Genomic DNA, 20,537 nt, shown 5'->3' on the forward strand with positions numbered 1-20,537 from the left:
TGTTCTTTACAGACCCAGCGCTGCACGCACTTCCTGCCAGTTGTCACGGGTCATTAACGTGCCAGAGGTTTCGGTATTGGCCGGTGGCTCTTGATCCTCGCTAATCCAGCGGTAGAGGTCTTCTGCGGTCTGACGGCCATGCATGGTGGAGCTCACCGCCACGGTACCGTGAAAGCCAGTGGGGTTATCGCGGGAAAACTCCGCAAACGCAGCGCCTGAGCCGTTAATGCCTACCCCGATCACGTCTTCTGCTGCCATACCGTATTGCTCGGTGGCCCTGACCCCGCCAAGCACACTCTCTTCATTAAGGGCGTAGATAATCCAATGTTCATAATCGCCATACTGAGAAAGTACCGGCGAGGCCGCGGAGAAGGCACTGGCGGTATCGCTATTCTGCTGGGGCGCATCGAAAATATTGGCTTCCGGGAAGCCCGCGGCAAGCAGCGCCTCGGTGGCGCCATCGGTACGTTCTACCGCCGTGGGAAGCTCGTTATTGGTGATGCGCAGCGCGGCCACCTCTTCGGGGTTCCAGCCGCGGGCTTCCATCTCGGCGGTAATCGCTTCACCCACCTGCCGACCAATTTTGGTGCCTGACATACCCAAATGCGGCACGCCTTCCATCGGCTCACCGCTGGTATTAACAAACTGATCGTCGACGGTGACTACTTTCATGCCGTATTGATTAGCACGGTTCATGATGGCTGGCCCCAAACGCACGTCCGGCGGGCAGATCACAAACCCTTGTGCGCCCTGGGCATAGAGGTTATCAATCGCGCTGAGCACCTCCTGGCCATCCTCCCCGCCCAGGCGTACCACGTCGAAGCCGAACTCTTCGCCAACTTCGGTGGCGGCCTTCTGTTCGTTAATAAACCATGCCTGCTCGGGTTTTTTAACGATAAAGCCAATCTTCACCTCGTCTTCCTGGGCCTGAACTGATCCCAGCGAAGCCAGCATAATCGCGCTACCGAGGGCTAACCGGGCAAACGTTGTCGTCAATTTCATTGTCATACTCCTGCGATTATAAGCGTTGTTTTTGTTGATGTTTCCATCTTTTTATTGGCAAACCATTGGCGGCTATGAATCAATATTCGGCTGGGCCGAAAAGCGGTATACCGTACGTGAGCGGTAAGTATCGCCGGGCTCTAAGATTGTGCTGGGAAATGCCTCCTGATTGGGGGAGTCAGGGTAGTGCTGGGTTTCCAGCGCAAAGCCGGAGCGATGCCCGTAGGCGTGGCCCTGTTTACCGGTCAGGTCACCGTTAAGAAAGTTACCTGAGTAGAATTGGATCGCGGGTTCGGTGGTGGTGATCTCCACCATGCGGCCGCTCTCGGGCTCCCACACCTTGGCAGCCAGCACCAGCTCATCCGCTGCCGCATTATCGCGATCCAGCACAAAGTTGTGGTCATAGCCGCCGCCGAAGGCGAGCTGTTCATTCTCCTGCTCAATGCGTTCGCCGATGGGGGTCAACTGGGTAAAATCAAACGGCGTACCGTCTACCGAGCGGAGCTCGCCAGTGGGGATCAGGGTGTCGTCGACCGGGGTAAACTCAGAGGCGTTGATCATTAGCTGATGATCGAGAATGGTGTCGCTACCCTCGCCTTTTAAGTTGAAGTAGCTGTGCTGGGTGAGGTTGATCGGGGTGGCTTTGTCGGCCACCGCTCGATAATCCACCATCAGTTCGTCGTCATCGGTCAGCGTGTAGGTAACTTCGCTCTCCAACCTACCGGGGTAGCCCTCTTCGCCATCTTCGCTGGTATAGCGCAACACTAAGCCAATGCCTGCCTCGCTCTCGAACGGTTCAGCCTGCCAGAGCACTTTGTCGAAGCCCTGATCACCACCGTGCAGATGATTATTGCCATCGTTGGTGGCTAATGAATAGCTTTCTCCATCAAGGGAGAATTGGCCGCCCGCGATGCGGTTGCCGTAACGCCCGATGAGGGCACCGAAATAGGGGTTGGCCTGGCGGTACTCATCGGAAAGGTACGCTTCCAGGGAGTCGAAGCCCAGCGCGATATCGTCGAATTCGCCATCCACATTGGGTGTTTTCAGCGACAGGATGATGCCGCCATAGTTGGTCACCCGCAGCTCGATACCGTTGGCGTTGGTAAATTGATAAACATCGACCTGGCGGCCGCCTGGCAAGTGACCAAACACCGATTTCTCAACGCCATTTCCGGCGCCATTTCCAGCTTCCATTTGCGTCTCGCTTTGTGCTTGAGCCGCGCTAGTCATTAGCAGGGCGATACCGGCGCTGAACAGCAGCGTTGATCCAACGCTATGTCTCTGAGCGCTTACCTGAGCATTGCTAGCCTGAGCAGTGATGAGTGGCATGATTTTCCTCCTATGGAAGATCGTTGTTGTTATTGGAAGGCCGATTCAGTCACTACAGTAGCCACGTCTTGCATAACCAACCAATATACAAACGCATCACTATCGATATACTTCTAAGTATCAATAACAACTCAAGGCTTATCCCATGGGCGTTCTCGGTGAGAACTGGTTTCTGGACGTGCGACTAAAGTTGCGCCATTTTCAGCTTTTTTTAGCGCTGGATGAGCAGCGCAATCTGCACCGTGCAGCGGATCAGCTCAACATGAGCCAACCCGCCGCCTCAAAGCTGCTCAGTGACCTCGAGGCCAACCTGGGTATTCGGCTGTTTGATCGCCACCCACGCGGGCTAACGCCCAACTGGTATGGCGAGATTATGATTCGCCACGCCCACAGCATGCTCTCCGCGCTACGCCATACCGGCGAGGAGTTGAATGCCCTTGGCGAAGGCAGCGCAGGCACGGTAGCGGTCGGCACCGTCATGGCTCCGGCGGTCACGCTACTGACCAGTGCCATTGAGCGGGTGCACCGTGACCGGCCAGGGCTCAAGATCAGTGTGGATGTGGATGTCAGCAAGGTGTTGGTACCGCGCCTGCTCGAAGGCGAGCTGGATTTCGCGATAACCCGTATCCCTGCAGGCGTCGATGCCGAGCGCTTCGTATTTGAGGAAATTGGTGAGGAAGAGCTCTGCTTCGTATGCCGCCAGGGTCATCCGTTAGCCGGTAAACAACCGCTGAGTCTGGCTGATATGGCGGGCTACCCTTGGTCCCTACAACCCCCAGGCGCGTTGATGCGTCAGCGGGTGGATAGTCTGTTTCTGCACCATCAGGTCACGCCACCGCGACAGATCGTCGATACCGCCGATCTACTGCTCTCACTGGCGCTGGTGGATAAATCCGATACCATCACGGTAACTACCCGGGAAGCCGCTGACCTGCTCTGCCCACCGCAACGTTTTCACCTGCTGCCCTTCAGCGAGACGCTCAGCGTTCAGCCCTACGGGCTGGTGAGCTTACGCCACCAGCGGCTCTCCCCGGGTGCCGCCGCGTTAATGAGCACCCTGCGGGAGATTATTGGTCAATCCAATTAATGCGAGTGGCGCGGCACATCAGAGCCCCGACAGCCAACCAGAAAGTCAAAATCACAGCCCTCATCGGCTTGCAGCACGCGCTCGATATACAGCTGGCGGTAGCCACCCTGGCTGGCGATCAGCGTCGATGCGGCAGTGGGGTCGCTCTCGGCTAGCCGCGAGGCCAGCTCTTCGTCGCTGATCTCCAGGTGCAGTCGACCACTTTCGCAGTCGAGTTCAATCCAGTCGCCGTTGCGTACCGCGGCCAGCGGGCCGCCCGCAGCGGCTTCCGGGGCCACGTGCAGCACTACGGTGCCATACGCTGTGCCGCTCATGCGGGCATCAGAGATGCGCACCATATCGGTAATCCCCTGGGCGAGGATCTTGGGCGGCAGGCCCATATTGCCGACTTCCGCCATGCCGTGATAACCCCGCGGGCCGCAGTGTTTCATGACAAGAATATCGTTGGCTTCCACGTCCAGATCCGGGTCGTTGATACGCGCTTTATAGTCGTCAAAGTCTTCAAACACCACCGCGCGGCCGCGGTGCTGCATCAGTTCGGCGGTCGCCGCCGAGGGCTTGAGCACCGCGCCGTTGGGGGCCAGGTTGCCACGCACCACGCAAATGCCACCATCCGCGGTGAGCGGATTATCCAGGGACCGGATCACCTCGTCGTTATACAGCGGCGCGTCCTTGACGTTCTCCCAAAGTGTTTTGCCGTTGACGGTTAAGGCATCCTTGAAGGGCAGCCGGTCGGCTTCGCCCAGGCGTTTAAGCACCGCAGGTAGACCACCAGCGTAGTAGAACTCTTCCATCAGAAAGCGCCCAGAGGGCTGCAGATCCACCACTGTGGGTGTACCGCGCCCTACCCGACTCCAGTCATCCAAAGTGAGATCAACGCCAATGCGACCGGCAATCGCCTTGAGGTGAATCACCGCGTTAGTGGAGCCGCCAATCGCCGCATTGGTGCGAATGGCGTTGTCGAAGGCTTCCTTGGTGAGGATTTTGGAGAGCCTCAGATCTTCGTCGACCATCTCAACGATGCGGTTGCCGGAAAGATGCGCCAGTACGTAGCGGCGGGAATCCACCGCCGGAATCGCGGCGTTATGCGGCAGAGAGGTGCCCAACGACTCGGCCATACAGGCCATGGTAGACGCCGTGCCCATGGTGTTGCAGGTACCCGCGGAGCGGGACATGCCAGCTTCCGCGGCCATAAAGTCGTGGAGGGATATTTCCCCCGCCTTGACCTGCTCGGAGAGCTTCCACACAACGGTGCCGGAACCGATATCCTTGCCCTTGTGCTTGCCGTTGAGCATTGGCCCGCCGGTCACCACGATGGTGGGGATATCGCAGCTCGCCGCGCCCATCAGCAGCGCTGGGGTGGTTTTGTCGCAGCCTACCAGCAGCACCACCGCATCAATCGGGTTGCCGCGAATGGCTTCTTCCACGTCCATGCTCGCCAGGTTGCGGGTAAACATCGCCGTGGGGCGCAGGTTGGATTCACCGTTGGAGAACACCGGAAACTCTACCGGGTAGCCGCCCGCCTCCAGCACGCCCTGCTTCACGTGCTCCGCCAACTTGCGGAAATGCGCATTGCAGGGGGTTAGCTCCGACCAGGTATTGCAGATACCGATGATCGGCTTGCCCTGGAACTCATGGTCGGGGATACCTTGGTTTTTCATCCAGCTGCGGTACATAAAACCGTTCTTATCGGCGGTACCGAACCATTCAGCACTGCGCAATGGACGTTGACGTTGGCCCATGAAGTTAACTCCTTGTTTTAGGTCGAAGACTGCTGACGATCTGGCGGTAGGCGTGATGTCTGCGTCGAATGCGCAAGACACTAAACTACCCCGCCCAGCTAGTCGACCATACAAAAGTATATGTTGAACAATTGCTCTTAATGTTCAACATTACCCTCCCGCATGGGTCATTTACCCGTTGCATCACAGCGTTAACCACCGTGTTCTCCACAACGCTTTTCAAAACGATTTTCAAAACAAGAACCTTGAGGATTAGTGCCATGCTCAAATCGAAATACAGCTTGCTACTCACTGGCTCAGCCCTGCTGCTAGGCCTTTCGACGGCTCAGGCGGCCGAATACGAATGGAAATTTCAGGCGTCAGAAACCTCGGGCGAACCCAGCTTTAAGATCAAACAGGAGTGGGCAGAGAAGATCACGGCAATGACCGATGGCCGCGTCGAGATTGAGGTTATGCCGATCAACTCCGTGGTTGGCCCCACCGAAACGCTGACCGCCGTTAGTGCAGGGATTCTGCAGGGCCATATGACCGATCCCAGCTACTTCTCCGGCCAGGATCCCGCTTTCGGCATGCTCGGCAACCTTGTCGGCGCCTGGCAGAATCCTTACGACTTCCTGGAATACATGAAGTACGGTGGCGGTGAAGAGCTCTACAACGAATTGGTTGAGCCTTATGGTGCGCATTTGATCAGCGCAGCGACCTTTCCGTTGGAGTCAGTCCCCTCCACGGTGCCCATCGAATCCATCGCCGACTTTGAAGGGCTAAAAATCCGTGCTCCTCAAGGCATGGTATACAACATTTTCGAGCGCATTGGCGCGACGCCAGTTAACCTACCGGGTTCTGAAGTGTATACCGGCCTGGAAAAAGGCGTGATCGACGCCGCGGACTCCACGGTGCTCTCGAATAACGACGCCATGGGCCTACACGCCTTCGCCCCTTACCCGCTCTACCCAGGCTTTCACTCCATGCCCATGATCGCCGTATCGATCAATAAGGACATCTGGGATGGCCTACCCGAAGAGCTACAGTCGACGCTAAACATCGCCTTCGACGGCATGGCCTATGACCTGATTGCCCGTCTCAAAGAGCAGGATATTGAGACCCTGCAGCGGCTTCAGGAAGACCCTGACGTTCACCCCTTCGACCTTCCTGCAGAGGAACGCCGTAAGTTCCGCGCCGCAGCTGAGCAAGAGTGGCAAGAGTGGGCCGGTGAAAACGAGATGACCCAGAAGATCTATGACTCGGCGACCGCCTTTTTGCGCTCGCGCAATCTGCTCTAACTGTTTGCTCTCTGCTCTCAACTCGGCTTCATTAACCTAACCAACGCATCGCTCGGGACTCCCCGAGCGATGCGCGTAGAGTCGCGCCATGTCTCAGAAAATTCCTGACAAGCAATACCGCTCTCCTCCCACCCATGACCTTCCCGAGATTCTCGAAACGGTTGAGGAGATAGCGCCTGAACGCAATGCCTTAGACCGCTTGATTGCACGGGGCGGCCGGGCCGTTTCCTGGTTGGTGCTGGTGGCAATGGGTATCAGTGTCGTTGAGGTCTTTATGCGCTACGGTTTCAATAACCCGACCTCCTGGGTACACGAAACCGTGGTGTTTCTGATCGCGGTTATCTTTGTGCTTGGCGGCCCAGCGGCCATGGCACGCAATAGCCATATTCGCGTCAAGGTGCTTTACGACAGCGCCGGGCCAACACTGAAGTGCTGGATGGATCGCTTCAACGACCTGCTCACGCTGATTTTTTGCTTGTCGATGAGTTATGCCGCTTTCCATATGTTCTGGGGAGCGTCGCATAACCCGCTTGGCGAGTGGTCGCTGGAGCGCTCCGGTACCTCTTGGAATCCGCCCTTTCCCGCCATGGTCAAGGGCATGATTCTGTTTGCCTTGGCGCTGATGACACTGCAGGCCGTACTGCATTTATGGCAGTCGATTAAGGCGAAGCCCCGTAACGGCACCGAGGAGACGCGCTGATGGATATTTCAACCGCAACGATCCTCATGGTAGGGGCGATTTTCGCGCTGCTGGTCACCGGTTTGCCGCTGGCGTTTATCACCGGCTTGGTGGCCATGGCCTTCACCTTCGGCTGGTTCGGTGAGGCGGCACTGCCGCTGGTCACCAGCCGTGTCTATGGGTTTATCACCGAGTATTCGCTGGTGGCGGTGCCCATGTTTGTGTTGATGGCATCTCTGTTGGATCGATCCGGCATCGCCAAGGATCTATTCAACGCCATGCGCGTTTTCGCTGGCCGCTTGCCAGGTGGTGTAGCGGTGCAGACCATCGTAGTAGCGTTCTTCCTGGCCGCCCTCTCAGGCATCATTGGCGGGGAGATCGTCCTGCTAGGGATTCTGGCACTGCCGCAAATGCTCCGCCTCGGCTACGATAAATACCTCTCCATTGGGGTGGTGTGCGCCGGTGGCGCCCTGGGCACCATGATGCCGCCCTCTATCGTGCTGATTATCTACGGCCTGATCGCCAGCGTATCTATTGCCGACCTGTTCGCCGCGGCCGTTACCCCAGCGGTAATTTTGATGGGCTCCTACATTGCCTATGTGCTGGTACGCTGCCTGAGGAACCCCGCACTAGGGCCACCGCTGGATAAAAATGCGCAAGATAACCCCTTTGCCACCAAGCTAGATGCGGTCAAAGCCATTTTGCTGCCGGGACTGATTGCCTTTTTAGTCTTGGGTACTATCTACGGCGGTGTCGCCTCGGTCACCGAAGCAGCGGCCATGGGCGTCTTCGGCGTACTGCTCGCCACCATTGTGCGCGGCGAATTCACCCCCGGCATGCTGCACCATAGCCTGGGCCAGACCTTAAATACCTGCGGCATGATCATCTGGATCGGCATTGGCGCCGCCGCCCTGGTGGGCGTCTATAACCTGATGGGCGGCAACCGCTTTGTGTCGAGCTTGATTCTCGGACTCGACGTCGCGCCGATTGTGATCATTCTGGTTATGATGGCGATCATGCTGGTGCTGGGGCTATTCCTAGATTGGATCGGGATCGCCATGCTGGCCCTGCCGATCTTTCTGCCCATCGTTATTCAGCTGGGCTTCGACCCGATCTGGTTCGGTATTCTGTTCGCCGTGAACATGCAGGTATCGTTTCTTTCACCGCCCTTTGGGCCCGCCGCCTTCTACCTTAAAAGCGTGGCACCGCCGGATATCAGCCTGAAGGATATCTATCTTTCCGTGCTTCCCTTTATGGCCATTCAGCTGTGTGTCCTTGCGGCGCTATTGATGTGGCCGCAACTGGCCATTTGGCCACTATGATGACCGCTACACTATTGACTGACACTCTGCATAAGGAGGTCGCCATGCGACTGATTCAGTGTGACCACCAGGGCCAGGTTCGCGCCGCCCTGGTCGAGAGCGAAGAGCAGGTCCAACTGCTCGACTGTGACACCTACACGTTGGCCAGCCGGGCGATTAGCGCCGGTAAGCCACTTAGCGAGATAGTGACGGAAGCGCTGACCGACACCCATCTCGATTACCAAGCGCTGGTCGACGCTAAGCGCCTGTTACCCCCGCTGACGCATAGCAACCCGGCGCACTGCCTGGTGACCGGCACTGGCCTTACCCACCTGGGTAGTGCCGATACCCGCTCGGCGATGCACGCGAAAGCTCAAGCTGCGGAAGAAGACATGACCGACTCCATGCGCATGTTCAAGCTAGGGGTGGAAGGCGGCAAGCCCGAAGCAGGCCAACTAGGCGCGCAGCCGGAGTGGTTCTACAAGGGCGATGGCCAGTGCGTGGTAGCGCCGGAAGCAGCGATCCCCTCCCCCGCCTTCGCCGAAGATGCGGGCGAGGAGCCCGAGCTGGCTGGGCTCTACGTGATTGGCAATGATGGCCAACCCTGGCGAGTCGGCTACGCGTTGGGTAACGAGTTCTCTGACCACGTCACCGAGCGCTTCAACTACCTGTGGCTGGCCCACTCCAAGCTACGCGCCTGCAGCTTTGGGCCCGAACTGTTGATCGGCGAACTGCCAGCCCATCTGGAAGGCACCAGCCGCATCCAGCGCAGTGGCGAAACAGTCTGGGAAAAACCTTTTTTAACCGGCGAGGCCAATATGGCCCATAGCCTGGCTAACCTGGAGTATCACCACTTTAAATACGAAGGGTTCCGCCGCCCCGGCGATGTGCATGTGCACTTTTTCGGCACCGCAACACTGAGCTTTGCCGACGGCATCAAGGTGCGCGAAGGCGATCGCTTTGAGATCAACATCCATGAATTTGGCCGCGCTCTGCGCAACCCGCTAAGGGTGGAAGCAGACGCCCCGGCCATCAGCGTGAAAGCGCTTTAACACCCGCATTTTTACACCTGAACTTTTACCACCCACAGGAGGTTGTATGACTCTGGAAGGCAAACTACTTATTGGCCAGCAGGCCATCAGCGGTAAACAGGCGGACATTCAAGCCGTCAATCCCGCCACTGGCGAGACATTGGCTCCCGTCTACCCCGGCGGCGGCAAAGCGGAAGTCGAGCAAGCGTGTGAACTTGCCGAAGCAGCGTACGCCACTTACCGCGAAACCTCGCTTGAAGACCGGGCCGTGTTCCTGGAAACCATCGCTAGCGAGATCGAGGCCATCGGCGAAGAGCTAACCGAGCGAGGGGTTGCCGAAACCGGCCTCCCCGAAGCTCGCCTACAGGGCGAACGTGGCCGCACCTGCGGTCAGCTACGCTTGTTCGCCAATGTGGTTCGGGCAGGCGAGTGGCTCGATGTGCGCATCGACCCCGCCCTGCCTGATCGTGAACCGATGCCGCGCGTCGATCTGCGCCAGCGGCATATCGGCCTGGGCCCGGTAGCGGTATTTGGCGCCAGCAACTTCCCGCTGGCCTTTAGTGTGGCCGGTGGCGATACCGCTTCGGCGCTGGCCGCGGGTTGCCCGGTCGTGGTCAAGGGCCACTCTGCTCACCCCGGTACTTCCGAGCTGGTGGGTCGTGCGATTCAACGCGCCGTTGCCAAGTGCAACCTGCCTGAAGGCGTTTTCTCACTGCTGTTTGGTTCGGGCAAAGAGATCGGCCAGGCGCTGGTCGCCGATCCGCGCATCCAGGCAGTGGGCTTTACCGGTTCACGCGGCGGCGGCACGGCGCTAATGGCCACCGCCCAAGCGCGGCCGCAGCCGATCCCGGTTTACGCTGAGATGAGCTCCATCAACCCGGTGTTCCTGCTGCCGGAAGCGCTCAAAGCGCGCGGCAAAGCTATCGCCGAAGGCTTTGTTGGCTCGCTCAATATGGGCGCCGGGCAGTTCTGTACCAACCCAGGGCTGGTGATTGCGGTTCAGGGCCCAGAGCTGGACGCCTTTGTTGAAGCGGCCGGTGAAGGGGTCAAAGGCAGCGCCGCCCAAACCATGCTCACACCGGGCATTCACGACGCCTACCAGCAGGGCGTTGATCGACTCGCCAACCACGCCAAGGTCACCGAAGTGGCTCGTGGCCAGGCAGGCGAGACGGCGAACCCTTGCCAAGCGGGGCTGTTCATTACCCAGGCCGAAGCGTTTCTCAACGAACCCGCCCTCCAGGAAGAGGTGTTTGGTTCGACTTCATTGGTGATTGCCTGTGCTGACACCCAGGAAGTGGCGAAGGTCGCCGCCCAGCTCGAAGGTCAGCTCACCATTACGCTACAGATGGATGACGGCGACCTGGCGACCGCCAAGCAACTGCTGCCCACCCTGGAGCGCAAGGCGGGGCGGATCCTGGCTAACGGCTGGCCAACCGGTGTAGAAGTGTGCCACGCCATGGTGCATGGCGGGCCTTATCCGGCGACGTCGGACTCCCGCACGACCTCCGTGGGCAGCGCGGCGATTTTCCGCTTCCTGCGCCCGGTGTGCTACCAGGCGCTGCCGGAAGGATTACTGCCCGAAGCGATTCTCGACGGTAACCCCTATGGGGTATCCCGTTTGGTCGATGGCAAGCGTGAATAAACGAGCGTCACTTGAGACGTTACTCGATAAAGGCGTCGGTGGTTTCACGATGACCGTATAAAAACGCATCGGCGACTTGGCGCAGCGGGGCAACATCCACCTCGCTGCGTTTGTTTGCGATCAACTCGCCAAAACGCGCGTAGAGACCTTGATACTCGCGCTCTTCAGCGTCGATGACAACGGCATCGTCAATCACTAAACGACAGCCGCCCTGGGTAAGGCTCAGGCGGCTTCCATCGCTGTCGATATGCATATCCCAGGTAGGTGGGCCGGGTTGACGAAAGTCAAAATCAGCCTCAATCGTCGCACCTTCCGGGTCGGTGAAAGAGAGTTCCGCTGCAATGGGGGTTTGCGCGTTACTGGGTACCTGCAGCCGTGCTTTTTGCAGGAAAAATGGCTGCGGTAAAATAGCGGTGGCAATCGACAGCGCGTTAATACCCGGATCAAATACGCCCATGCCACCGGGCTGCCAGATCCACGCCTGACCTGGATGCCATACCCGCACATCCTCCTTCCACACGATCTCCACCCGCTGCACTTGACGCTCACTCAACCACTGCTGTGCGTGAGCCACGCCGGGGGCAAACCGCGAGTGCCAGGCGGCAAACAGGCTGACGCCTTGCTGCTTAGCGCAGGCAATCAAGTCCTCCACTTCGCTTAGCGTCGCCCCTGGCGGCTTTTCCAGCAGCACGTGCTTGCCGCGCAGAAGCGCTGCCCGCGCCTGGGAGTAGCGCAGGTGGGTTGGCGTGCAGATAGCGACGGCGTCGATATCTGGATGAGCATCAAGCATCGCTTCCAGACCTTGGTAACCCGGCACATCAGGTAGCGACGCATAAGGATCCGCCGTGGCGATCAGTTGGCAGTTTGGGGTAGCGGCTATCGCCGGGAGGTGCTGGTCGCGGACAATTTTGCCCACGCCCACCAGGCCGAGTGTAAAGCCAGAGTTGGAATCAGACATATGTTTGCCTTTGTTTTTGCCATTGAAAAAAGAACTTAGGGAGCGGTGTGGGGTAGCTCAACGCTGCGCCCTAATGAGCTAAAGCTGTGCTCAAGCCCCAACGCCGCGGCAGTGCCTGCCAACACCGCTTGGGACGCTAGAAAGGCCTCCCGGGGGCGGCGCAGCCGGATGCTTTCCATCAGTTGACGGTGGCGCTCCAGGCTCTCTTCAGGATCCGGGGCGTTCTCGTTGGACATGGAGATCAGCATGTAGATGGAAGGTCGCAGGATATGCGATAGCTGCGCCCAGACGATATTGTGGGTCGCCTTAAAAATGGCTTCATGAAAGGCGACATCGCACTCGCTGTGCAGCCGTCGTTCCTCTTCACAGGTGGCATTGCGCAGATTCTGCCCCAGCCCTTCAAAGGCCTCTTCTATAGCAACCAAATCACGCGCTTTGGCGCGCTTGGCGGCGGTCATCGCCACATAGGGTTCAACGTCCAGGCGGAAGGCGAGGATTTCACGCTGAATGTCTGGGTTGGGCGCTGCGTAGCGGGTTAACCAGTCGGTCACCTGGGCATCGAGAATATGCCACTCTGAGTATTCCCGCACCTTGGAACCATGACCGGAAATCCGCTCAATAATCCCCGCATCGACCAGTTGGCGAAGATCGCTGCGCACCGCTGAGCGATTGATCGCAAAGCGTTCGCATAGATCCATTTCCCGGGGCACTAAGTCACCGGGGTGATAGCGCCCACCAAAGATCTCCTCGGCGAGATATTCGGCAATACTGGGGCGAGCGGCTGGCTTACTGGGAGATGACGTCACTGCGATAAGACCCTATTTCGATTCCTGTCAATCATACCGTACTTGACCGGTCGACTGTTATCGACGGCGTAGCATCCAGCCCCGCCCGCTGCTTCAGTTCCAACCGCCGTTCATAGAGGCCTTTAGCACCCAGTGTTCCCAGCACCAGAACGCCGCCAACCATAGCCATTGGCGCTGGCTGTTCGGCCAGAATCCACCAGGCCAGCAGCGTGCCTATCACCACTTCCAGCAGTATCAGCAAACCTACTTCAGCGGACGGGAGATAGAGCGGTCCACGCTGCAGCAGCGTCACGCCGCAGGGCACAATAATCAGACAGAGCAGGATCACCACGGCAAGTTGGTTAGCTGCGGGCAGGCTCGGTTCGCTACCCGCCAGCCAAAACAGCCCCGCAGTGCTACCCACAACAAGGCCGTTGAATACCAGCATGGGGCTCATATCCACCCCTGGGCGTGTGCGACAAAGGGTGAAGTTAATCGCTAGGGTCGTTGCCGCCATCAAGGCGAAAGCGTTGCCGACCCAAGAAACTGCGCCCGCATCATCGAGGGCAATCATGGCGACACCCGCCATACACAGCACTATCGCCAGCCAAGTGCGCCTGGGCAGACGCTCCTTGAGGATGATCCAGGAGAGCACGGCAGCGATAAGCGGCGAACTGGCCAGTATCATCAGCACGTTGCCCGCTTTCGTGTACTGGTTGCCCAGCACGAAGCCACAGGTGGTGAGGCTGAACAGCAGCGCCACGGCGATCCCTGTCCAGCCACAGCGACGGTAGGCCGCCAGCGTGCCACGGCCATAGCGCAGCATGGCGATCAGTAGAAAACCTAAGCCCGAAAGAAAGCCACGCCACATCAATATCTCGGCATCGGGCAGGTCGGCGACCTTGATCAGCAGGGCATCTGGCGCCATGATCAGCGCTCCACCGCCCGTCAGTAGCAGACCCTGCTGACGATGGGACAAGTTACTCAATAGACTCATCTAAGTGCTCGCCCCCTCAGTGATTATCCCTGGGCGGATGCTGGCGGGCCACATCGCGATATTTGGTGGCGGGTTCTAGCGTCATACCGCGATCCAGCGGCTCGACCATGCTGCGCTGAATCTCCTGCCAGGGCGTCTGGTGGCCAGGGTAGCGGTAGCCGCCTTGCTGGGCCAAGCGCTCGCGGCGCGCTGCCAGTTCGCTGGGGTCGATCAGCAGTTGTACTTCGCCGCGGTTGAGATCGACCCGCAGTCGGTCGCCGCTTTCCAACAGCGCCAAGCCACCGCCGGTAGCGGCTTCTGGGGAGGCATTAAGAATCGACGGCGAGCCGGATGTGCCCGATTGGCGGCCGTCTCCCAGGCACGGCAGTGACTCGATACCCTGTTTGATCAGCGCTTCCGGCGGCTGCATATTGACCACTTCCGCACCGCCAGGGTGGCCGACGGGACCCGCGCCACGCATGACCAAAATAGTGCGCGCGTCGATATTGAGCGCCGGGTCGTCAATACGGGCGTGGTAATCCTCGGAGCCATCAAACACCACGACTTTGCCTTCGAAGGCCTCGGGGTCGTTGGGGTCATTGAGGAAGCGTTCGCGGAAATCTCGCGAAATCACGCTGGTCTTCATCAGCGCCGAGTCGAATAGATTGCCCTTGAGATTGAGGAAACCCGCATGATCCACCAAGGGGTCGTTGTAGCGGCAAATCACATCGACATCCTGGGTTTCGCGGCCAAGAAGGTTGTCGCCTATGGAGCGACCATTCACCGTCAGCGCGTCGCCGTGCAGCTTACCGGCGGTGTGTAGCTCATGGAGGATCGCGGGAACACCCCCGGCGCGGTAAAACTCTTCGCACAGGAAAGCACCGGCAGGCATCACGTTGGCCAGTAGAGGAATCTTATGGCCCAGGCGCTGCCAGTCATCGTTATCAAGCGGAATCCCCGCATGGCGGGCAATCGCATTGATATGTACCGGCGCGTTGGATGAACCGCCCAAGGCCGAGCAGGCCACAATGGCGTTTTCAAACGCTTCCCGGGTCAGAATATCCAGCGGGCGCAAGTCTTCCCAGACCATATCGACAATTCGCGTGCCGGTGTCGTAAGCCACCATGGCGCGCTCTTTGTAGGGCGCGGGAATCACCGCCGAGCCGGGCAGGCTCATGCCCAGCACTTCCGCCATAGAGTTCATGGTGGAAGCAGTGCCCATGGTGTTGCAGTGGCCAATCGAGGGTGCCGAGTCACTGGCGCGTGAGAGAAACTCTGCGTAGTCGATATCCCCCGCCGCCAAGCGCTTGCGCAGCTCCCAGATAATCGTCCCCGAACCTACTCGCTCGGCTCCGCGCCAGCCGTTGAGCATCGGCCCGCCGGAAAGCACAATCGCCGGGATATTCACCGTTGCCGCCGCCATTAGCGCCGCGGGCGTGGTTTTATCGCAGCCAGTCGTTAACACCACACCGTCTAGCGGGTAGCCATGCAGCACTTCCACGATGCCTAAGTAAGCAAGATTACGATCCAGCGCAGCGGTGGGCCGCCGCACATTTTCGTGAATAGGGTGCATGGGGAATTCAAACGGCACCCCGCCCGCCGCGCGAATACCGTCTTTTACCCGTTTGACCAAGTCAATGTGATGACGGTTACACGGGGTTAAGTCAGAACCTGACTGACAAATACCAATAATCGGCTTACCGCTGGTCAGCTCATCCAGAGTAATCCCGTAATTCAGATAGCGCTCGATGCACAGCGCCGTAGTACCGGGGTGGTCGGGGTTATCGAACCAGTAGCGTGAACGCAATTGTTCAGGCGTTATACGTTGAAAATTGGCCATGGTGTCTCTCCACGCCTAAAGTAAATATAAAAAGTCAGTCGGCGCGCTTTAGGCACTCAACCGCCCCACCAACATAATCGATTAAGTAAGCTCCCTTAACTATAGGGGAGAGTCGCCATGAAGGTACGCTTTCTTCCCCTCGGCGTCGATACATACAAAAGTATATGTTGAACATATAGGAAAAACGTTAGACATTCGCACCTAAGGGTGGCGGCGCTTACACTGTCGTAAGCGAGTACCGCTGACACACAACAACAATTAACCTCGCTGCAGCTCGTTTAGAAGACGCCCTTAGCGGAGCGGCCTGCAGCACGCCAGGAGAGTGACAACTATGCACCATCTTTGGAAACGTACCCTATTATTGACCGGCGCCACGCTGCTCAGCTCAGGTATGGCTTACGCGCAAACGCCCGATCTTTCCGACCCGCCCGAAATTGATGGCGCCACCGTGGGTGACCACGGCAACGTCACCCTGCGCATGGGGCTTGGCCTGGCAGAAAGCTCGCCTCAGTACATCTCCAGCCAGTATTTCGCAGATATTCTTGACCAGCGCAGTGAAGGACGCATCAGCGTCAATATCTTCCCCAACAGTCAGCTTGGCGACGACGTACAGATGATGGAAATGCTGCAAACCGGTACGCTGGATATGACTTACCCATCATCTTCCCCCGCCACCGGCTATGTTGAAGAGCTGGCGGTCTTTGACCTCCCCTTCTTGCTTCCTACCCGGGAAGCGGCTATCGAGGCCATGCGCAGCGATGCCGCCCAAGAAATGCTCGACGCTTTCGATGGCACCGGCCTGAAAGCCCTGGCATTCTCTGAAAACGGCTTCCGCCAGCTCTCCAATAGCGCCCGAGAAGTCGCTTCACCTGAGGACGTAGCAGGCCTTGACGTTCGTGGCCTTTCAATTCGCACCATGGAAAACCCGGTGCACCTGGCTATTTGGCAAGCGTTGGGCGCTAACCCGACTCCCATGGCCTTTGGTGAGCTGTTTTCCGCCATGGAACAAGGCGTTGTCGATGGCCAGGAAAACCCCTGGAGCACCATCCTGACTTCCAACTTCCATGAAGTGCAGGACTATGGCTCCGAAACCCGCCACGTCTACACACCCTTTATCAAAATGATCTCGCAGCGTACCTGGGATCGTCTCGACCCCGAGTATCAGGAGCTAATTCAGGAAGCCGCGCTGCAGGCAGCCGATTACGAAATCCAGCTTTCCAGCGAGTACGATGACTGGGCGCGGGATCAGCTTGAAGAGCGCGGTATGCAAATCACCCGCCTTGATGACGAGCAAATTGCCGCTTTCCAGGAAGCCGTACAGCCGGTTTACGAAGAGTGGGCTCCGCGCATTGGTGAAGATCTAGTGGCGGAATTCCAACGCATTGCTGAATCGTCTATGACTGAGTAATGTCACTCCTGCCGCCGAACGAATCCGGCGGCAGGATTTATTCGATCGCCTGCGCTATGGGGCATCCGAAAGACGCTTTTTAAGCTGCATATAGGTGCCGTAGTGACGGTCAAGGTGGCGCCGCATAGCTGCCTCGGCCTTATCCGGATCGCGGGACTCAATGGCTTCGATGATTTCGGTATGGGCCGCAGTGGCGGCTTTATCTTCGTCTTTTTTCTGCAGCACCAGCGCCCGGCGATCATCTAGCCACTCAGAGAGCGCCACATGGATAGCATCAAAGATCGGGTTACGGCCGATGCTGGCCAATACACCATGAAAGTCGTTATCAGAGCGCTTAAAGCGTGCTTCATCGCCTATCGCATCTCGATTATCGGCCAACGCCTCGCGTAGCCGCGCCAAATCTTCTTCGCTGGCGTTACGCGCCGCATAGCGAGCCAATGAAATTTCAAACATGGCCCGCGCTTCTTGAAAATATTGCTGGCCATCGGGCTTGGAAAGCAGTTGCCGGGTCACCCCGGAAAGCCTGGCCATCACCGCCTCTGCGGTGGGCCGAATCACCCTGGCGCGCGTGCCACTATTGATAGCAATTAACCCAAGCTGCTGGAGATGGAACAGCGCTTCGCGCACCGCTGGCCTGCCAACCCCAAACTGCTCCATCAACTCCCGCTCTGAAGGCAGTTGATCATTTTCACTTAGCCGCCCTTCAAGGATCTCCGCCTCGAGCTGCTCAGCGACCTGTTCGGACAGCGTTTTTCGCTCGATCCGGTATCTGCTCATAGGCAGTCACCCCTGGTTAACCTGGAATTTTCCGCTATTTTACTGCATTTCTCGTCGCTGTCTTTTAAACCTGGCTTTTAAACCCGTCATTCAAACTTGTCCTCAAACCTGTCCTTAAACCAGCCTTCAATCGAGTTGAATGAGCGGCGCTATTCGGCACTGTTTAGCAATCTCGGCATAGGCCAATTGATTAGCAGAATCGAGAGGAATGCCAAGCGCATCACGCTGCGCTTGGCAGCGCCATTCGCGATCTCCCGGGGCTAGCACTTCTGCACCCTCGGCGGCAGGCTGGGTACGCAGGTCAGCCAAGTACTCGGCTAGTCCGCGTGCGAAAGTGCCTTCATCTACAAACGCATCGGGGTTCATGGCCAGGAAAAAATGCCCAACGCCACGCGGGGTCGACATATCCGGCCCGCCCATGGGGAGAAGTTTAAAGCCGTGCTGCATACCCGATAAGGCTGAACTAAGTATCTCCACCATACCGCCCAGCCCGGCGCCCTTAAAACCAAACCCATTGCCGCCTAATGGCAACAGCGCGGCAATTTCGCTTGGGTCGCGGCTTACCTTTCCAGTGGCATCGGCAGCGACCTGATCCGGCAGCTCACGGCCAATCGCGCCGTACTGCTGTACCCGGTTCCAGGGCACCGAGCTGGTCGCCATATCCAGCAGATACGGCAGCTCACCTCTCACCGGCGCTGCAAAGGCGATAGGGTTAGTACCGTGAAAAGGCTTGGCGCCCTCATGCAATAGCACGAAGGGGTCTGAGTTGCAGAGCGCCATTCCCAGATAACCGCTCTCAGCCGCCGCTAAGGTATAACAGCCCGCCGCCCCAAAGTGCGAAGAGTTACCCACCGCGACAGCGCCCATTCCAACCTTTTCCGCCATATCCATGGCGCGCTTCATCGCGGTATAGCCCGCCAAGTGCCCTAACCCATCGTCCGCATCCAAGAACCCCGTGGCGGCCAAACGCTGGTGAAACTGCATGTTAGGCGCACCGTTAATGCGCCCGCCTTTAAGCGCCTGTAAATAGTGGGGCAGCAGGCGTAGGCCGTGGCTGTCGGTGCCCATTCGCGAGGCCGTCACCAGAGCGCAGGTTACTGCCTCTGCAGATGCGTTGTCAGCGCCCGCAGCCGCAAGCGCTGCTTGCATAAAACGGCTAAGGTCTTCACGGGCAACGCGAAACTCTGGCGACATACCTGGCGACGCATCAGTCATGACTCACATACTCCTGATCTTAATATTAATCCGTTACCGACAGTTCTTAACGAGACAGTTCTTAAAGACAGTTCTTAAAGACAGTGCTTAACGATAAATCAGCGTGGGTAGCCACATAGAGATTGCCGGAATAAAGGTGACCAAGAGTAGGCAGATCACCAAGGGGATAAGAAACGGCATGGTGCCGCGCATGCAGCGCTCAAAGCTGACGTTGGACACCCTGGAAAGCACGTAGAGCACCATGCCCACCGGCGGAGTCAGCAAGCCAATCATCAGGTTGAGCACCATAATCACCCCGAAATGAACTGGGTCTACGCCCACTGCAACCGCCATGGGCAGCAGCACCGGGACTAAAATAGTGATCGCGGCGATGGTTTCCATAAAGCAGCCGACGATCATCAGCACAATGTTCGCCATCATCAGCACGGCGAGCTTGCTGTCGGCAAAGGGGCCCATTAAGGCAATCACGTTCTGGGTGACCTGATTACTGGTGAGGATCCAGGCGAAAATCGACGCGGAAGACACAATAAACAGAATAACCGCTGTGGTCTCAATGGTATCCATGCTGACTTTGAGCAGCTTGCGCCAGGTTAGCGTCCGATAAACCACCACACCCAGTAGCAGCGCATAGAACACCGCAGCCACTGCCGCCTCGGTGGGTGTAAAGGCACCGCTAATAATACCGCCAACGATAATGACCGGGGTGAGTAGCGATAAGAACGCCCGCTTAAAGGTATGACCGAGCACCCGCATCGAGAACACCGCATCGCGCTGATAGCCCCGCCGACGGGAGATAACAAAGATCATCAGCATCAGCATGGCGCCCATCAGCAGCCCGGGAATCAATCCTGCAGCAAACAGCTGGCCCACCGAGGCAGAGGCCATCACGCCGTAAATCACCATCGGCAGGCTCGGCGGTATAATCGGCCCGATAGTCGAGGAAGCAGCGGTAATGCCCACCGCGAACTCCTCATCATAACCGGCGTCTTTCATGGCTTTGACTTCGATCATGCCAAGGCCACCGGCATCCGCCACCGCCGCCCCGGACATCCCGGAAAATACGATGCTGGCGCCGACGTTAACGTGCCCCAACCCGCCGCGCATCCAGCCCATCAAGGCCTTGGCGAAATTGAAGATCCGCTCGGTAATCCCGCCGTTGTTCATCAAACTCCCGGCAAAGATAAAAAAGGGAATCGCCAGTAGCGGAAAGCTGTCGATGCCATTAATCATGCGGTGAGCCACGACGATATTGGGCACTTGCCCGGTGATCAGCACAAACATCAAGCAGGAGCCCGCCAGGCTAATAGCGATGGGCACGCCAAGGACTAACATGGTAAACAGAGCGAAAAACAGAAAAGCGAGATGATAGCCCATCAGCGGCAAGATCACGCAGCCAAGCACCGCAAGGGCCGCCAGTAGCGGCGACACGAGCGGCGTTTGCCAGCGCATCACAGTTAATCGAGACATAGCAGGCCTCTTAATAAA

At 58.1% G+C, this 20,537-nt stretch carries 17 protein-coding genes; 7 read left to right on the forward strand and 10 right to left on the reverse strand.

Annotation, left to right across the window (positions count from 1 at the left end; translation table 11 throughout):
* Positions 1-6: 6 nt before the first annotated feature.
* Entirely contained in the window at positions 7-1,002 is a 996-nt protein-coding gene (locus A6R74_RS14570) for an arabinose ABC transporter substrate-binding protein (RefSeq protein ID WP_064235205.1), read from the reverse strand.
* 72 nt (positions 1,003-1,074) lie between these two features.
* The gene (locus A6R74_RS14575; protein ID WP_064235206.1) at positions 1,075-2,331 is read right to left on the reverse strand and encodes an aldose epimerase family protein; all 1,257 of its coding nucleotides are present in this window, start codon (positions 2,329-2,331) and stop codon (positions 1,075-1,077) included.
* A gap of 145 nt (positions 2,332-2,476) precedes the next feature.
* On the opposite strand from A6R74_RS14575, the gene A6R74_RS14580 reads away from it, so the two are divergent.
* Entirely contained in the window at positions 2,477-3,418 is a 942-nt protein-coding gene (locus A6R74_RS14580) for a LysR substrate-binding domain-containing protein (protein ID WP_064235207.1), read from the forward strand.
* Here A6R74_RS14580 and A6R74_RS14585 read toward each other — a convergent pair.
* On the reverse strand, positions 3,415-5,160 hold the full coding sequence (locus A6R74_RS14585; RefSeq protein WP_064235208.1) for an IlvD/Edd family dehydratase: 1,746 nt from the start codon (positions 5,158-5,160) through the stop codon (positions 3,415-3,417). The two genes, A6R74_RS14580 and A6R74_RS14585, sit on opposite strands and share 4 nt — an antisense overlap.
* Positions 5,161-5,420: 260 nt before the next feature.
* Here A6R74_RS14585 and A6R74_RS14590 point away from each other — a divergent pair, with 260 nt between their 5' ends.
* The 5 genes from A6R74_RS14590 to A6R74_RS14610 all read left to right on the forward strand — a co-directional run bounded on the left by A6R74_RS14590 (position 5,421) and on the right by A6R74_RS14610 (position 11,093).
* Positions 5,421-6,440 carry a TRAP transporter substrate-binding protein gene (locus A6R74_RS14590; RefSeq protein WP_064235209.1) on the forward strand — a complete coding sequence of 340 codons (1,020 nt, stop codon included), beginning with the start codon at positions 5,421-5,423 and terminating at the stop codon, positions 6,438-6,440.
* Between the two features lie 88 nt (positions 6,441-6,528).
* A complete protein-coding gene (locus tag A6R74_RS14595; protein ID WP_064235210.1) occupies positions 6,529-7,140 on the forward strand; it encodes a TRAP transporter small permease subunit in 612 nt (203 codons plus the stop codon).
* Positions 7,140-8,441, forward strand: a complete 1,302-nt coding sequence (locus A6R74_RS14600) for a TRAP transporter large permease (RefSeq protein ID WP_064235211.1) — start codon at positions 7,140-7,142, stop codon at positions 8,439-8,441. Before A6R74_RS14595 ends, A6R74_RS14600 begins: the two co-directional genes overlap by 1 nt.
* Before the next feature lie 44 nt (positions 8,442-8,485).
* A complete protein-coding gene (gene araD1 / locus A6R74_RS14605) occupies positions 8,486-9,472 on the forward strand; it encodes an AraD1 family protein (protein WP_064235212.1) in 987 nt (328 codons plus the stop codon).
* 46 nt (positions 9,473-9,518) lie between these two features.
* Positions 9,519-11,093: an aldehyde dehydrogenase (NADP(+)) gene (locus A6R74_RS14610; RefSeq protein ID WP_064235213.1), complete on the forward strand. Its 1,575-nt coding sequence runs from the start codon at positions 9,519-9,521 to the stop codon at positions 11,091-11,093.
* 19 nt (positions 11,094-11,112) lie between these two features.
* On the opposite strand, the gene A6R74_RS14615 is transcribed toward A6R74_RS14610, so the two are convergent.
* The 4 genes from A6R74_RS14615 to A6R74_RS14630 are packed head-to-tail and all read right to left on the reverse strand — an operon-like array spanning position 11,113 to position 15,652.
* Positions 11,113-12,051 carry a Gfo/Idh/MocA family protein gene (locus tag A6R74_RS14615; RefSeq protein ID WP_064235214.1) on the reverse strand — a complete coding sequence of 313 codons (939 nt, stop codon included), beginning with the start codon at positions 12,049-12,051 and terminating at the stop codon, positions 11,113-11,115.
* A gap of 35 nt (positions 12,052-12,086) precedes the next feature.
* The gene (locus A6R74_RS14620; RefSeq protein ID WP_064235215.1) at positions 12,087-12,857 is read right to left on the reverse strand and encodes a FadR/GntR family transcriptional regulator; all 771 of its coding nucleotides are present in this window, start codon (positions 12,855-12,857) and stop codon (positions 12,087-12,089) included.
* Between the two features lie 31 nt (positions 12,858-12,888).
* Positions 12,889-13,833, reverse strand: coding sequence for a DMT family transporter (locus tag A6R74_RS14625; protein WP_064235216.1), 945 nt, complete (start codon positions 13,831-13,833; stop codon positions 12,889-12,891).
* 16 nt (positions 13,834-13,849) lie between these two features.
* Positions 13,850-15,652, reverse strand: a complete 1,803-nt coding sequence (locus A6R74_RS14630) for an IlvD/Edd family dehydratase (RefSeq protein WP_064235217.1) — start codon at positions 15,650-15,652, stop codon at positions 13,850-13,852.
* A gap of 331 nt (positions 15,653-15,983) precedes the next feature.
* Between A6R74_RS14630 and A6R74_RS14635 the strand changes: the two genes are divergently transcribed.
* A complete protein-coding gene (locus tag A6R74_RS14635) occupies positions 15,984-17,060 on the forward strand; it encodes a TRAP transporter substrate-binding protein (RefSeq protein ID WP_064235218.1) in 1,077 nt (358 codons plus the stop codon).
* A 54-nt stretch (positions 17,061-17,114) separates the two neighbouring features.
* On the opposite strand, the gene nanR is transcribed toward A6R74_RS14635, so the two are convergent.
* From nanR to A6R74_RS14650, 3 genes are all read right to left on the reverse strand, one after another.
* The gene (gene nanR, locus A6R74_RS14640) at positions 17,115-17,837 is read right to left on the reverse strand and encodes a transcriptional regulator NanR (RefSeq protein WP_064235219.1); all 723 of its coding nucleotides are present in this window, start codon (positions 17,835-17,837) and stop codon (positions 17,115-17,117) included.
* Positions 17,838-17,963: 126 nt separating this feature from the next.
* The gene (locus tag A6R74_RS14645) at positions 17,964-19,052 is read right to left on the reverse strand and encodes an Ldh family oxidoreductase (protein ID WP_064235220.1); all 1,089 of its coding nucleotides are present in this window, start codon (positions 19,050-19,052) and stop codon (positions 17,964-17,966) included.
* A gap of 87 nt (positions 19,053-19,139) precedes the next feature.
* Entirely contained in the window at positions 19,140-20,519 is a 1,380-nt protein-coding gene (locus tag A6R74_RS14650; RefSeq protein WP_064235221.1) for a TRAP transporter large permease, read from the reverse strand.
* Between the last annotated feature and the right edge of the window lie 18 nt (positions 20,520-20,537).

The organism is Halomonas sp. ALS9 (assembly GCF_001651035.1).
In the GTDB taxonomy this organism is placed as follows: domain Bacteria; phylum Pseudomonadota; class Gammaproteobacteria; order Pseudomonadales; family Halomonadaceae; genus Vreelandella.